The organism is Paenibacillus anaericanus (assembly GCF_003994475.1).
GTDB classification, from domain to species: domain Bacteria; phylum Bacillota; class Bacilli; order Paenibacillales; family Paenibacillaceae; genus Fontibacillus; species Fontibacillus anaericanus.
On the sequence record NZ_RZNY01000015.1, the window covers coordinates 1 to 15320 of the forward strand.

Consider the following 15320-nt stretch of genomic DNA (forward strand, 5'->3'; position numbering starts at 1 on the left):
AATTCTCTTATCGAGGTGTCCACTTTTTATTCTAGTTCTAATACTCTAGTTAAGTTAACCGTTTTCCACCACTATGGCTACAAAACGCCAAATCAGATGGAGAAATTCCAGATAAATTTCCGACTGGTGGTAAATAGTGATATTAACTGGATAAGTTCCTGTTATTCACACACCAATACATTCACGCCACACCAAACACTGGTAGAATGGTTACAATTTAATAAAGACAACTATTCAATCTATTCTAAAATGAAACAAAAGCCTCCACATCGAGATGAACTGCTTACGCAGAATTCATTCCAATGTGGAGGCTTTATTGTTTAGTCTATGTAGCCGAGGCAAAAGCCTCTTAAATGTGTTGCAGTGATGAAAGTTTGCCGTAAGCCGGGTTCTGTACTCTTCGCGGTTTGAACGGGAACTACCCTCCCGCCATGAGTGACAATCATCTATCTAGGCCGTACATTACTGGACGGCTCCAGCGACCAACCCAGACGCGCCTCGGGCAAAGGTTGTCTCTTCCATAAGAAGAAACTGCGTCCCATTAGGTCTTGCTCCAAGTGGGGTTTACCAGGAACGAAGTCACCAGCGTTCCTCGGGGTCTCTTACACCTCGGTTCCATCCTTACCTGTGCTCCCTTGCGGAAGCCATCGGCGGTCCATTTCTGTGGCACTATCCTTCAGCTCGCGCCGACTGGACATTATCCAGCACCCTGCCCTACGGAGCCCGGACTTTCCTCCCGTGGCATAAGCCACCGGCGATTGTCTGTCAAACTTTCGGGCAACAATTGTTAGTATACAGGCATTGCTATGGAATCACAAGCATGAATTTGCGGTAGTATTAGCGTTTTATGTCAATATCTACACATTTACAGAAATGCAAATGGCTCGGTATCAATTGAGGAGGCATGTACCTTCGTCTCGTATTTATCACCCTGCAGTTTGTCCGTCAGCCAAGCGGCCACTCTTGGCTTCATCATTTTCTCCGCATTGTGACCGGGATCAATGATCGTTATGCCAGCCATCAAAGCATCTTGTGCCGTATGATAATCAACGTCGCCAGTTACGAGTACATCGGCACCGCGAAATAACGCGTGTTTCCAATACCGTCCACCGGAACCGCCTACAACAGCAGCTTTCTTGATCTGCCGATTCAAATCACCAACAACACGGACTGCAGGAACATCAAATTTCTCTTTAACCCGCTGTACGAATGCGTCTAGACTAACTGGTTCCTGGAGTTTACCAACTCGTCCGAGTCCCAGTGTACGCCCCTTCAGATCCATTCCATATAGATCGTATGCAACCTCCTCGTAAGGGTGGCTTTTCAGCATAGCTTGAATGACCTTATTACGAGAACTTTGGGGTACGATAGTTTCAATACGAATTTCTTCGACCTTTTCTAGCTTCCCCTCTTTACCGATAAAAGGTTGCGTTCCTTCCTGCGGCAAAAAAGTACCGTAGCCTTCGATATTGAAACTGCAATGACTATAATTCCCAATCCAGCCTGCACCAGCATTTAGAATCGCATCTAACACGCGCTGATGATGATCTTTGGGCACAAAGACGACTAGCTTATACAGATTGTCTGTATGAATATCCTCTAAGGGAATAACGTTCTGAATCCCCAGCACTTCAGCCATCCAGTCGTTCATTCCACCTTCGGTAACATCAAGATTCGTATGACTGATATATACTGCGATATCGTTCTTGATTAATTTCTCATATACTTTGCCCATTGGAGTATCGCTTTGTAAATTACTCAGTGGGCGATAAATAATGGCATGATGTGCCACAATCAGATTGGCCCCAAGAGAAATAGCCTCTTCTACGACATCTTCATTTACGTCAAGAGCAACCAGTACTCCGGTGATCTCCTTCTGCAAACTTCCAAGCTGCAATCCGATCTTATCACCTTCCATAGCTACATGCTTTGGAGCAAGCTGCTCCATATATTGAATTACTGTTTGTCCTTTTGCAAACATGTCAGAACCTCCTCCAACTGTGCATATATCCTACCCACTTCTTCTTCCTTCTCCCTCGAAGACTCCAAAGAGGATGTAGCTATTGATTTACGGATTCTATCCAATTTACGCAGTTCAGACTCCCATTTACGAAAGAAAACATCATTCGGTACCGCGGTCAATCGTGGCCCCAGCTCCAACAATAACTCTCTAGAAAGCTTAATATCTCCACCAGGCAATGTACGCTCACGATACAACTCCTCGTTTAATTGCTCTGCGTCGGGATGAGCATCTGCTGTGAGGATCTCATATATTTTACCATCTTCTTCTAAGATAACTTCTTCGGAAAGAAACCAGCCGCGCTCCAGTAAATAACGGCGAACTAATTCTTCGGCCACATTAGGTTGGAGCACCAAACGTTTCACACCAACCAGTTTGTCCTCTCCCGTTGTTAGAATCGACACGATCAAAGCCCCACCCATACCAGCTATTGTGATCGTATCGACCTCTCCAGCTGTAATAACTTCCAATCCATTTCCTTTGCGAACAGAAATTCTGTGTCCCTCACCAGCCTCAGCAACTTGCCTTCTAGCTGCATCAAATGGACCATCGGATACCTCACCAGCCACAGCGAAGGAGACACGACCACTTCGTACAGCTGAAACTGGCAATAATGCGTGATCGGAACCGATATCAGCTAATCGACATCCCTCCGGCAATCGATCTGCAATTTGTTGTAATCTTGATGATATTTTCACGAAGAGCTTACACCCCCATATTTTAGTTGTTGACAATCATTTGCAATGATCAACGAAAAAAGTTAAAATATAAACCAGTAAAGAAAAAAATAGGAAATGGACCCAAAAGAAAGAAATTAGATTATATTCATTCTATGCTAACAAAAGGATTGACCGTCTGCCAAAAAAAAGACCTTGCTGCATGGATGCAGAAGGTCGATTTCTACGCTTATTCGAGAAAATCCTTCAGCCGTTTACTACGACTCGGATGACGCAGCTTGCGGAGTGCCTTGGCTTCGATTTGACGAATTCTTTCCCGCGTAACGCCGAACACCTTACCTACCTCTTCAAGTGTTCTTGTTCGGCCATCATCAAGTCCAAAACGCAGGCGAAGTACATTCTCCTCACGTTCCGTGAGCGTATCCAGCACGTCCTCTAGTTGCTCCTTCAAGAGCTCATAAGCAGCCGCATCAGCCGGAGCCAATGCTTCTTGATCTTCAATAAAGTCCCCTAAATGCGAATCATCTTCTTCACCAATCGGTGTTTCTAATGAAACCGGCTCTTGGGCAATCTTCATAATTTCGCGAACTTTCTCCACAGTAAGTTCCATCTCAGCCGCAATTTCCTCTGGAGTTGGTTCACGTCCGAGTTCCTGCAGAAGTTGACGAGAAACACGAATCAGCTTATTAATCGTTTCCACCATGTGTACGGGAATCCGAATGGTTCTTGCTTGGTCGGCAATCGCACGCGTAATTGCCTGGCGAATCCACCAAGTGGCGTAAGTACTAAATTTGAATCCTTTATTGTGATCAAATTTCTCAACCGCTTTGATCAGGCCCATATTACCTTCCTGGATCAAGTCAAGAAACAGCATGCCGCGTCCTACATACCTTTTGGCAATGCTGACTACGAGCCGAAGGTTTGCTTCAGCGAGGCGACGTTTGGCTTCCTCGTCCCCGTTCTGAATCCGTACAGCAAGTTGAACTTCATCATCCCCAGATAGAAGTGGAACTCGGCCAATTTCTTTAAGGTACATTCGTACCGGATCATTAATCTTAATACCTGGAGGAAGCGTCAAATCATCTTCAAAGTTAAACTCATCGCGATTACTACGACCACTACCCTCTTCTTCACTACCATGCACTGTAAGTTCTTCGTCACTATCATTTGAAACGTCTATCCCTAAATCACCCAAATGTTCAAAAAACTCGTCCATTTGTTCAGGGTCTTGATCAAAGTGCGAAAGTTTCTCCATGATCTCTTTATAGGTTAAGGAAGATCTTTTCTTACCTTTTTCAATCAACTGGTCTTTCACCTGATCCAGCGTCAGTTCTGTTTCTAGTTCAGTATGCTGATCATTCGCCATATTCGACTCCCTCCTCCCTAGAAAATTACTCAACATCCATCGTTTTACTGTCTCTCTAGGGCAATAATCTCACTTGCAATCTGTGCCGCCAGTAAGAAGTCTCCGGCCCGTTCAGCCGAAACCATTTCTTCCTTCTTACTTTTAATTTGATTTTGTAGTGGTACCTTTCGAATTTCACGGATACAATCGTCCAGTTCCAGAGAAGTCCATTCCCCAGGAGTATCCATCATAGCAATAGAAATTAATGTTTGTTCAAGCCGTTCATCCTGAAGCGACGAAATAAATCTGCTCGCGTCCGGCGGTTTTCCTTGCGCGTAATACGCGTATAGATAAGCAGCAATAGCTGCATGATCCTCGATGTTAAATTCGTCCCCAAGGCGCTCCCACACATATCGTGATACTTCTTCATCTTGAAGCATGAAGGAGAGCAATCTTCGTTCCGCAACATGGTAAGCAGGCAACAGAGCCGGCATGGATGTCTGCCCCTTTTTATGCCTACCATTATTCCACCTTTTGTCGTTATTATCCCCAAGTGGTTCCTTTTTTTGCATGGCCATTCGAAATTCATTACATTCCTGTTTCAAACTATCAAATGAAACTTGGAGATCAGCTGATAATTCTTTCAAGTAAATTTCGCGTTCCGTAGGTGATGGCAGTGGTGCGATTACACCCATAGCATCTTTGATGTAAGCTACCTTTCCGCCCTCTTCTAGCAGTATATGGTTTTTCTTCAGATATATAAGCCTAAATTTGACTGATGATACTGCGCCATCCAATACTTGGTGCTTAAATCGCTCGCCCCCGTACTTCTGAATAAACTCATCCGGGTCCATTCCTTCGCTAAGCAAAGCGACTTTGATCACAAAACCTACGTTTTCTAGTATAGGAATACTTTTTAATGCCGCGGCTTGTCCTGCTTGATCTCCGTCATAACAAACAATAATTTCGTCTGCGAGTCCCCGCATCATGCTGGCGTGTCCCTCCGTTAGGGCAGTCCCCATCGTAGCAACACCATTATGAACACCTGACTCCCAGGCACTAATTACATCCCCATAACCTTCAAACAATACAATTTGCCGTGATTTGCGGATCTCCGTCTTCGCTTGATGAAGATTATAGAGCGTCCGACTTTTACTAAAAAGCTTACTCTCGGGAGAGTTGAGATATTTGGGCCCACCCTCGCCAAGAATTCTTCCAGCAAAGGCAATCACTTTACCGTTCCGGTTGTGTAAAGGAAAAATAACCCTATCGCGGAATCGATCTACAAATCCTGAACCATCCTGCTTAGGTGACAAAAGCCCACCCTTCTCCATAGACTCAAGATCAAAGGATCTTTTCTCTAAGAACTGGACAAGAGTATCCCAGCGAGCTGGTGCAAAACCAATCTGAAACGTGTCAATCGCTTTGTCACTGAATCCTCTAGACTTCAAATAATCCATTGCTGGTTTGCCATGTTCCGTATTCTTCAGAAGAAAGTGATACAACTTCGAGGACCATTCATGCGCCTGCAAAAGTTGTTCCATCTCCCGGCTCTGAGGTGTGTCTCCAAATCGACGAGCTCCATCTTCATAAGGGATATGGGCTTCTTCCGCCATAATTCTGACAGCTTCGGGAAAGGATAATCCTTCGATTTCCATCTTAAATTTGATGGCATTGCCGCCCTTGCCGCAGCCATAGCAGTGGAAGATTTGCCGTTCGGGGGTCACCGTGAAAGACGGTGTCTTCTCCGAATGGAAGGGACATAGCCCTTTCATATACTTACCCTGCTTAGTTAGATGAACATGCCTGCCGACCGTATCGACGATATCATGTTGCTGTAGAACCGCCTCAATGACTTCCTCCGGAATATTCGTTCGCCCGGTACTCATTCAAAACACCTTCATCTCTATTAACACGTAAATAGTAATTCGCTAAAATTGTACATTCTCCTGCATTTCCTGCAAAAGTTTTAATAACATATCTTTGAACTGAGTTCTGTCCTCGTCAGTAAAAGGCTTCGGCCCTTTAGAATAACGCCCGCCCCGCCTCGCTTTTGCTTGAAAATGACGACGTTCGAGCAAATAATCTATATTACCTGTATGATATTGCTCGCCACGGGGAGACAAAGCTTGACAAGACTTAGCAATGACAAGAGCTGCAAGGCCATAATCTTGCGTTACTACGATGTCTCCTTTGGCGATATGATTCGCAATATACAAATCGGCACTGTCTTGACCCCTGTCCACCTGAATGACCGAAACACCTTCAGATTGTTGAAGCACATGATCATGTGAAGAAACCATCAATACATGGACCCCAAAGCGAGAAGCCAATTCAATTATTTCTGCCTTAACGGGGCAGGAGTCTCCGTCCACAACTATGGATATATTCATCATTCTCCCGCCCCTTCTTTGGCAAACAAAATTTACGCCCAGACAATTTTCCCGAAATCAGCAAAGGTTTTTAGGTCATTATCAATTGCAGCTAAAAGCGCAAGACGGTTCATGCGAATAACTTCGTCTTCTGCCATTACCATGACTGCCTCGAAGAATACTGTAATTGTTCCCTTTAAGCTACTGATTAATTCCAATGCTTCCGTCGCATTCCCCTGTTCTAAAACCTGATGATATTCAACCGTAATCGATTTCCATGCGTCGTAAAGGGCCTGCTCTGCTGGTTCGTTAAACAAATCGGAACGCACTTTTTCAACAGATGCCTTTGCTGCCAAATTACTTACCCGTCCGAAGGATTCCACGGTCGATTTGTAATCCGGTTGATCCACCGCATCCATCAAAGCCACTCCTCGTGCTACTACGGAAACTACATCGTCATAGCCAGCTGCCATTACGGCATCAACTACATCGTAACGAAGACGTTCGGACAACGTCTTTCTCACCCGAAGACCAAAGAAGTCGAACAGATCCTTCAAAATTTCAGATTCTGAACGCTTCAAACCACGGAGCTCTTGATGTGTATCTAATGCGATTTTGAAAATGTCATAAAGCTTCACTGGTAGCTTATGTTCCAGCATAATTTGAACAATACCTGCTGCCTGGCGGCGCAAACCGTAAGGGTCCTGCGAGCCTGTTGGAACGATACCGATGGAGAAGCATCCCGTTATGGTATCAATTTTATCTGCAATGCTGACGATAGAACCTACTTCAGAACTCGGTACAGTTTCACCAGCAAAGCGAGGTTGATAATGCTCAAACACACCTCTAGCTACAGCTTCAGATTCTCCAGCCTTGCGTGCATAATCTTCGCCCATCACACCTTGAAGTTCAGGGAATTCATAAACCATTTGTGTTACCAAATCAAATTTACAAATTTCCGCCGTGCGGCTAACCGCTTCGGCTGTACCTGAATCAGACCCTAGCAACTCTGCTAACTTGTCACTGTTCCGGCGAATACGACGCACTTTATCTCCGACAGATCCCAGCTCCTCATGGAACACAATGCTTTCCAATTTGGATAAGAAATCCTTGATGAGATGTTTTTGATCTTCTTCATAGAAAAATTTCGCATCGGAAAGACGAGCGCGTAGTACTTTCTCATTTCCCTTAGCAATAACATCTAGTGAAGTAGCATTTCCGTTACGAACCGTGACGAAATACGGAAGTAGCGCAGCTTGTGCGTTTAATACTGGGAAATAACGCTGATGCTCACGCATAGAAGTGATAAGTACTTCCTGTGGAATTTGTAGGAATGATTCTTCAAATGTTCCATACAATACAGTTGGCGTCTCCACTAGGAACAAGACTTCTTCAAGAAGATCTTCCTTGACAGCAATGTTCCAGCCTTTCTCCTTAGCCAAAGCGTCTATTTGCTCCGTAATCAATTGCTTACGCTCATTAATATCTGCTATAACATGACCAGCACGCAACGCTTCTACATATGCCGCTGGCTCATCGATTACAATCTCACTACCCAAGAAGCGGTGACCTCTCGTTACATTACCCGATTTCACACCGGCGATTTCGATATCGATGATCTCGCTACCGAACAATGCCACCATCCAACGGATCGGGCGTACAAATTTAAAGTCATAACTCGCCCAGCGCATGTTTTTAGGGAAATTCATGGCATTCAGAATGCTAAGCAGTCCTTCAGACACGATTGTCGCTGTCTCCAGACCAATACTATTCTTGCTAACATAAACGTACTCTGTACCGCCTAGTTCCTTAAAAGTGAACTGTTCTGGACTAGCGCCTTGACTACGAGCGAATCCAAGCGCAGCTTTGCTCCATTGACCCTGTTCATCAAGAGCGATTTTGCGAGATGGACCTTTAACTTCTTCATGAACATCCTCTTGTTTCTCGGCTACATCGCGAACAAGCACAGCAAGACGACGCGGAGTAGCATAGCTCTCGATTGAACCATATTTAATGACCGAATCGTCTAACCACTTAGCCATACGGTCTTGCAATTGTTCTACCGCCGCGCGAATGAATCGTGCTGGCATTTCTTCTAAACCAATTTCAAACAATAGATCCTTAGCCACGGTCAGCACCTCCCTTTTGAAGCATCGGGAATCCTAGCTTCTCTCGCTCCTCCAAATATGTTGCTGCCACTTGCCGTGACAAATTACGCACTCGAGTAATATAACCTGTCCGCTCTGTTACACTGATCGCACCTCTAGCATCAAGTAAATTGAAGGCATGGGAACATTTCAGCACATAATCGTATGCTGGGAAAACAAGATGTTGTTCCATCGCTTTACCTGCTTCTTGCTCGTACATATTAAATAAGGTAAACAACATTTTTACATCAGATACCTCAAACGTATACTTGGAATGCTCAAATTCTGGTTGGTGAAAGATATCCCCATAAGATGTACCTTCTACCCACTCTAAATCGTACACATTCTCTTTATCTTGAATATAGGATGCGAGGCGTTCCATACCGTAAGTGATCTCTACAGCGACTGGATTCGCTTCAATCCCACCTACCTGTTGGAAATACGTAAATTGAGTTACCTCCATACCATCTAACCATACTTCCCAGCCAAGACCCCAAGCCCCGAGTCCAGGATGTTCCCAGTTGTCTTCGACAAACCGAATATCATGTTGGAGTGGATCTATACCAAGCCGTTTCAGACTTTCGAGATAAATCTCTTGAATATTGTCTGGGGACGGCTTCATAATAACCTGGAACTGGTGATGTTGGTACAAACGGTTCGGGTTCTCCCCATAACGTCCGTCTGCTGGACGGCGTGAAGGCTCGACATAAGCCACGTTCCATGGCTCTGGTCCGATTGAACGTAGAAACGTCATCGGGTTAAGTGTACCCGCACCTTTCTCAACATCATAAGGTTGTACTACAATACATTTCTGTTCCGCCCAAAACTGCTGCAGCGTCAATATCATTCCTTGAAAATTCATGAACCCATCTCCTTTTACACTCATAGTGTACAGCCGCCGTTTGAGTAAAGAGAACGCAAAAAAGCCCTCATCTCTACGCCTGCTGTCAGACGTAGGGACGAGAGCTGTGTAGTCCCGCGGTTCCACCCTACTTGATTTACGATCCTCTGATTTGATCAAGGAATCAATAAATCCGCTTTTCACGTTCGTTACATGCTCCGAGGATGCCGTTTCATGTGTCTCTCTGTCCAGGCTCCCACTATCCCCGGCTCGCTTCACAGATAAGAACCTCATTACTTTTCCACTTCAACGCATGTTTCTCTTATATAGAGATATTCTCATAAATAATAAATGATTTTATGAAGTTCGTCAAATTTCATATTTTTCCATCTGGTCAAGAAAATGACGAGATTTAAGATTAAGTGATAGCTGAGTATCCATAAAGGCGCGCATAACCTTCTTTAATTCTTCCTTTGTTGTTTCTTTAACTTCAATATTGCCTAATCTACGCATATCCATCTTTTCAAAGAGAGACAATAACCGCAGAGTTCCCGGAGAAATTGTTATAGCCCCATGATCATGATGACGGCATCTTTGACATAGTCTGCCCCCCAACAAGGGACTGACTCTTGTACTTTCCTCTAATGAACCACAGGATACACAAGCTTCAAATGATGGACCGTAACCAGAAGCTTGTAAAATTTTAATCTCGAATAAGTGAATGACGATCTGTTGATCTTTGCCCGCTGTGAGTCCTTCCAGACAAGCTTTCAACTGGGTAAACCAAAAAGTTCCCACTTCTTCATCATGGAGACTCCGATCCAACAATTCACAAGCATATGAAGCATACGCCGCGAGAAGCAAATCACTACGTAAAGAAAAGTGAGATTCAATAATCTCACCTTGATTTAACGATCCTAAACCGCCATTTTGACGGTAGAAAACAAATTCACCATAAGTAAAAGGCTGGGTTATGGCACCATGTCGGCTTTTTAACTTTTTCGCACCACGAGCCATAACGCCTATTTTCCCATGAGTCTCTGTACATAATGTAATAATTTTGTTTCCCTCGCCGTAGTCCATGCTGCGGATGACAATTCCTTTCACCCTATATAGCATGATTCTTCCCCCAACCTGGCCTTAATCGACCTCTTCCTGGACGATCATTTCTTCAGCCACCGAAACCTCCATTTCAGATTCTCCGCTGGCTTCCTTAAATAATAAATAGGCATCGACATCTCCCGTCATTGCAAAATACTTCCAAGAAAAGTCTCGCATTTAGCATTCACCCTTTCTTCGAAATGATGCCTGCAACTTCGAGTATAGGATGTGCGCTGAGACGTGATCTATGCGTTGCAATAACTCCCAGTATAATTAATTAAGCGTCCCGGTGAAATCCTAGATCCTTCAGAACTCGATCCTGATTACGCCAGTCTTTCTTCACCTTAACCCAAAGCTCAAGGAATATCTTCGAACCGAGCAAATTCTCGATATCATGTCTAGCTAGCTTCCCGACCTCTTTGAGCAGAGCTCCCTGTTTACCAATGATAATTCCCTTCTGAGAATCGCGTTCTACAAAGATAACCGCAGACATACGAACGAATCCGTTACTCTCTACGCGCATATCTTCAATTGACACAGCTATGGAGTGGGGTACCTCTTCGCGAGTCAAATTAAGGATCTTCTCACGAATGAGCTCAGCACATACGAATTGCTCAGGATGATCCGTAATTTGGTCATCTGGATAATATTGTGGTCCTTGAGGCAAATATTTGCTTATTTGTTCTAGTAAGGTATCCACATTGTTACCCATCTTCGCTGAAATTGGGATAATTTCCGCAAAGTCATGAAGTTTGCGATATTCATCAATCATAGGTAATAATTGTTCCGGAACAATACGATCTATTTTGTTGAGTACTAGAATGACCGGTGTACGAACTTCCTTCAATCGCTCAGCGATAAAGCGGTCGCCACCACCCAGCCCTTCAGCTGCGTCTACAAGGAATAGTACCGCTTCAACTTCTCCAAGTGTATTAAGAGCTGTAGAATTCATGAAATCGCCAAGTTTGGATTGGCGTTTATGAATCCCCGGTGTATCCAAGAAGACAATTTGCATCTCTTCTGAAGTATACACGCCATGAATTTTATTCCGCGTTGTCTGCGGTTTATCAGACATGATTGCGATTTTTTGACCTATAATTTGGTTCATGAGCGTTGATTTGCCCACATTCGGACGGCCGACAATCGCAACAAAGCCGGATTTGAATTTTTTTGATTTTGCCATAGTTAGTTGATCCTTTCCTATTTCACCTTTATTCCAATAAATGCGAGGGACCGAAAGCAAAAGGGAGTAATTCCCCTACCGTCGTCTCGCGTATATCACCCTTCAAATTACCGAGAAAAACCGGCATATCCGGTGCACATAACTCTAAAATCACCTGACGACATACGCCACAAGGCGCAATCGGGTCCTCTGTATCTCCAACCACTGCAAGAGCGCGAAAACTGCCTGGGCTGAGCCCATCTGCGATGGCACGAAAGAGTGCTGTCCGCTCCGCGCAGTTTGTTGGACCGTATGCAGCATTCTCGACATTACAACCACGATGTACATGTCCCTCACTATCCAAAAGTGCTGCTCCAACACCGAAGCCAGAATAGGGAATATAAGCCGAATTACGTGCTGCTATTGCTTCTTGTAACAATTGGGCCTTATCCACTTTACTCATCTCCTTTAGTGATAAATATGCACGGGTTCCTTTAATACCATCCAAACCAGATCATGACAGGCTTATAGAACAGCAAGAGGCCGATCACCACGGCGACTCCGGCGGCGACCAGCACAGCCCCTGCTGCGGTGTCTTTAGCTATCTTCGCCAAGGCATGCCATTCCGGCATCACCAAGTCGACGATAGCTTCAATCGCTGTATTCAGTAATTCAGCTGTAATCACGAGGCCGATCACAAGCAGAATCAGAGCAAAATCACGTGGTGGAAGCTTAAAATAGAACGCCGCCAAAACAACCATAATAGACATAGTGACATGAATCCGTATATTACGCTGTGTCTTAAACGCAATGACAATCCCTTCCAACGCATTTCGGAACGAAGCAGTCAACTTCTGGTTCCGGACTTTCATTAGCGTAGAAGCCCAACTTGGGTCAGAATAGCTTCTTGTTTACCCATCATCTCAGCTTCACTAGCATCATCTTGATGATCATAGCCAAGCAAATGTAGAAATCCATGGAGAAACAAAAAACCGATCTCCCTTTTTAGAGAATGCCCATATTCCTCACTTTGCATTTGTGCACGATCCACTGAAATAATTATATCTCCGAGCATATTTAGAGGACTGTCCATCTCATCCCCTTGTTCTAGCTCATACACAATGTCTAGTTCTTCATCAAGTGATTCATTCATGGCAAAAGAAAGAACATCCGTCGGCCGATCAATTCCTCTATATTCACGGTTGAGCTGATGAATGGCTTCATCATCAACAAACGTCAGAGCAACCTCTCCTTCGGTTACACCTTCAGCCACACCTGCACTTTGCAATAAGGCATCCAGCAGTTCAATTAAATCCTCACCGATTTCGAGCAACTCTTGTTCATTGCTCCAAGCCAGTTGTAGGCCCATTATTATCGTGCCCCCTATCCTTCTCATCATTTACTTTAGTTTTCTTAATTTCCTCTGGATATTCAATACGAGAATGGAAGATCCCCATTACCGTTTCCTTTAATGTTCGGGACACTAAATCCAGTTCTCTGAGCGTCAAATCGCACTCATTAAACTGATGATCGTCTAGACGACTCTTAATAATTTTCTCAATCATAGATTCAACCTGCTCCACCGTAGGTTTACGCAGGGAACGTACAGCTGCCTCGACACTGTCAGCAATACCAACGACAGCAGCCTCCTTAGATTGAGCTTTTGGCCCGGGATATCTAAAATCAGCTTCCGTAAAGTCCGGCTCCACTCCTTGCTCTTCAGCTAGCCGCAACGCTTTATGATGGAAATAATGCAGAAATGTTGTGCCATGATGTTGTTCCGCAATATCCCGGATCGGTTTGGGTAGCTTATAATCCTTCAGCATCTCAACCCCATCTCGGGCATGGGCGATAATAATCGATTTACTCAGCTTAGGATCAATAAAGTCATGCGGGTTCTCGATGTTGTTCTGGTTCTCGATAAAATAACCCGGCCGCTTGGTCTTCCCAATATCATGATAATAAGATCCTACGCGGCAAAGTAAACCATTAGCACCGATCGCTTCTGCTGCGGCTTCCGACAGATTACCAACCATCACGCTGTGATGGTACGTTCCAGGCGTTTCTGTAAGTAACTTGCGTAATAAAGGATGGTTAGGATTGGACAACTCTACTAGCTTCAAAGCGGAAAGGATACCAAATGTAACTTCAAAGAATGGCATCAAGCCAATAACTAGTATGGTTGTAAGCAAACCTCCTGCAAACGCAGCACCTAAAGCATAGAGCGTATTAGATTGACTCCAACCATTATTATTAATCAGAATGGTTGAGAATACTGCAAAAGAGCCAAACAGACATATCATGATGCCTGCCTTCAACAACGTAGAACGTTGACTTGCACGGTGGATAGCAAAAATGGAGGCGAAAGATGTAATCACCGCAAAAAAGCCGAATTGAAAATCAAAAATTTGCCCTTGGTGGACATTCAAAATGATGCTAGCTAATATACTAAACAGAATGGAACAAATATAAGCTAGTGATAAGTCGAGTAATAAAGTGATTAGCATCGCTCCAGTTGCAATTGGAGCAAGGTATCCAATATAAGGACGTTGATCACTCTGAACAATACTAACGATATGCATGGACAAGATAGTAATAAGAATGATCAGCATTAGCATCACAAACTGCGCATTATTATATTTAAACCGGCTTGCAACCTCTGATTGTCGGAAATACATAATAAGCCCTATAACGAGTAGTGAAGATAATAAAAGCAAACCGAATTGGGGCCAATAATTCACTTCATTCTTTAGTAGCCCATTCTTCTCAAGCAGAGTGTACATTTCCTGGGTAATTTTCTCACCCTTCGGAACGAGTACATCGCCCTGATTAATATACACGGTCGGTGTATTCTCACGGGCATCCACCTTCGCCGCTTTGGTTGCTTCCTCATCATAGAATTTGTTTGCTGTAATTGCGAGACGTGCTAGTTCCTGTACTACCTCACGGGAAACACGTGTGGTTAGCGAACTGGTGCTTACCATTTCAGCTACTTTGGCACGTGCCGTCTGTGCATCCCCTATTTGATCCGCGGTTAAACGAGTTACAATATTCATAGCTACAGTCTTCATCTCATTGATGTCATCCGACTGGAGCCTAGGAATCTTAATAAATGTTTCCTCAGTAATATGATACTGTTGCTCTTCAATTCGTCCAGTCACTTCTTGGAATAATGTAGCAGAGTAAGTACCTGAGTTACGATTATTTGCGATAAAGGTTTGTATAAAATCCTTTGGCATCTGTTGCAGATCATCACGATAGATCTTTATTTTCTCTTCGGTGGAAATTAGATCATCCTGATTCAATCGGAAGATCCGATCCATCATTTGCCCCACTAATACTTCGTTGCGGAGCGGAAGAATGGTATAGACTTGTCCTACCTTCTCTGCCGCTTGCTCTTGTGCCTTCAAAGTAGCCTTGGTATTCGGTATTTCCATAGGTGCCAAAATTTCTTTATCTGTTGGCATTCCAATGGCGATATCGTATTTTTCGGGTAACAACTTCGGCGCCAAGCTGACATACAACATAACAATAAGCAGCAGAAACAGAGCATAGCGAACTGCTGGGCTATGCTTCCATCCTGCTGTTCTAGTCCTAATCGAATTGCCTACTTGCTGTTCTTTCGGGGTCATAAGACATGCCCTCCTGAAAAATA

14 protein-coding genes and 1 other RNA gene are annotated in these 15320 nt (G+C 44.2%); all 15 read right to left on the reverse strand.

Annotated features, from left to right (window positions below; genetic code table 11):
* Nucleotides 1-365: 365 nt before the first annotated feature.
* An RNA gene (gene rnpB, locus EJP82_RS17210) (RNase P RNA component class A) lies at nt 366-774 on the reverse strand.
* A gap of 91 nt (nt 775-865) precedes the next feature.
* The gene (locus EJP82_RS17215; protein WP_127193315.1) at nt 866-1981 is read right to left on the reverse strand and encodes a Nif3-like dinuclear metal center hexameric protein; all 1116 of its coding nucleotides are present in this window, start codon (nt 1979-1981) and stop codon (nt 866-868) included.
* Nucleotides 1957-2718, reverse strand: a complete 762-nt coding sequence (locus EJP82_RS17220; RefSeq protein WP_127193316.1) for a tRNA (adenine(22)-N(1))-methyltransferase — start codon at nt 2716-2718, stop codon at nt 1957-1959. Before EJP82_RS17220 ends, EJP82_RS17215 begins: the two co-directional genes overlap by 25 nt.
* Before the next feature lie 208 nt (nt 2719-2926).
* Entirely contained in the window at nt 2927-4063 is a 1137-nt protein-coding gene (gene rpoD / locus EJP82_RS17225) for an RNA polymerase sigma factor RpoD (RefSeq protein ID WP_127193317.1), read from the reverse strand.
* 44 nt (nt 4064-4107) lie between these two features.
* Entirely contained in the window at nt 4108-5931 is a 1824-nt protein-coding gene (gene dnaG / locus EJP82_RS17230) for a DNA primase (protein ID WP_127193318.1), read from the reverse strand.
* A gap of 42 nt (nt 5932-5973) precedes the next feature.
* Nucleotides 5974-6435 carry a YaiI/YqxD family protein gene (locus EJP82_RS17235; RefSeq protein ID WP_127193486.1) on the reverse strand — a complete coding sequence of 154 codons (462 nt, stop codon included), beginning with the start codon at nt 6433-6435 and terminating at the stop codon, nt 5974-5976.
* Nucleotides 6436-6467: 32 nt separating this feature from the next.
* Nucleotides 6468-8543: a glycine--tRNA ligase subunit beta gene (gene glyS / locus EJP82_RS17240; RefSeq protein WP_127193319.1), complete on the reverse strand. Its 2076-nt coding sequence runs from the start codon at nt 8541-8543 to the stop codon at nt 6468-6470.
* Complete coding sequence (gene glyQ / locus EJP82_RS17245) at nt 8536-9423, reverse strand: glycine--tRNA ligase subunit alpha (RefSeq protein ID WP_127193487.1); 888 nt, start codon at nt 9421-9423, stop codon at nt 8536-8538. The genes glyS and glyQ overlap by 8 nt, the downstream gene beginning before the upstream one ends.
* Before the next feature lie 348 nt (nt 9424-9771).
* Nucleotides 9772-10521 (reverse strand): DNA repair protein RecO, encoded by a 750-nt coding sequence (recO, locus tag EJP82_RS17250; RefSeq protein ID WP_127193320.1) that lies wholly within the window; start codon nt 10519-10521, stop codon nt 9772-9774.
* A 21-nt stretch (nt 10522-10542) separates the two neighbouring features.
* Entirely contained in the window at nt 10543-10680 is a 138-nt protein-coding gene (locus tag EJP82_RS17255) for a YqzL family protein (protein ID WP_127193321.1), read from the reverse strand.
* 100 nt (nt 10681-10780) lie between these two features.
* Nucleotides 10781-11686, reverse strand: a complete 906-nt coding sequence (gene era, locus EJP82_RS17260; protein ID WP_127193322.1) for a GTPase Era — start codon at nt 11684-11686, stop codon at nt 10781-10783.
* 28 nt (nt 11687-11714) lie between these two features.
* Nucleotides 11715-12128, reverse strand: coding sequence for a cytidine deaminase (locus EJP82_RS17265; protein WP_127193323.1), 414 nt, complete (start codon nt 12126-12128; stop codon nt 11715-11717).
* Between the two features lie 31 nt (nt 12129-12159).
* Nucleotides 12160-12537, reverse strand: coding sequence for a diacylglycerol kinase family protein (locus EJP82_RS17270; protein ID WP_127193324.1), 378 nt, complete (start codon nt 12535-12537; stop codon nt 12160-12162).
* Nucleotides 12537-13034: an rRNA maturation RNase YbeY gene (ybeY, locus tag EJP82_RS17275; protein WP_127193325.1), complete on the reverse strand. Its 498-nt coding sequence runs from the start codon at nt 13032-13034 to the stop codon at nt 12537-12539. The genes EJP82_RS17270 and ybeY overlap by 1 nt, the downstream gene beginning before the upstream one ends.
* Nucleotides 13006-15297 carry an HD family phosphohydrolase gene (locus tag EJP82_RS17280; protein ID WP_127193326.1) on the reverse strand — a complete coding sequence of 764 codons (2292 nt, stop codon included), beginning with the start codon at nt 15295-15297 and terminating at the stop codon, nt 13006-13008. The genes ybeY and EJP82_RS17280 overlap by 29 nt, the downstream gene beginning before the upstream one ends.
* Between the last annotated feature and the right edge of the window lie 23 nt (nt 15298-15320).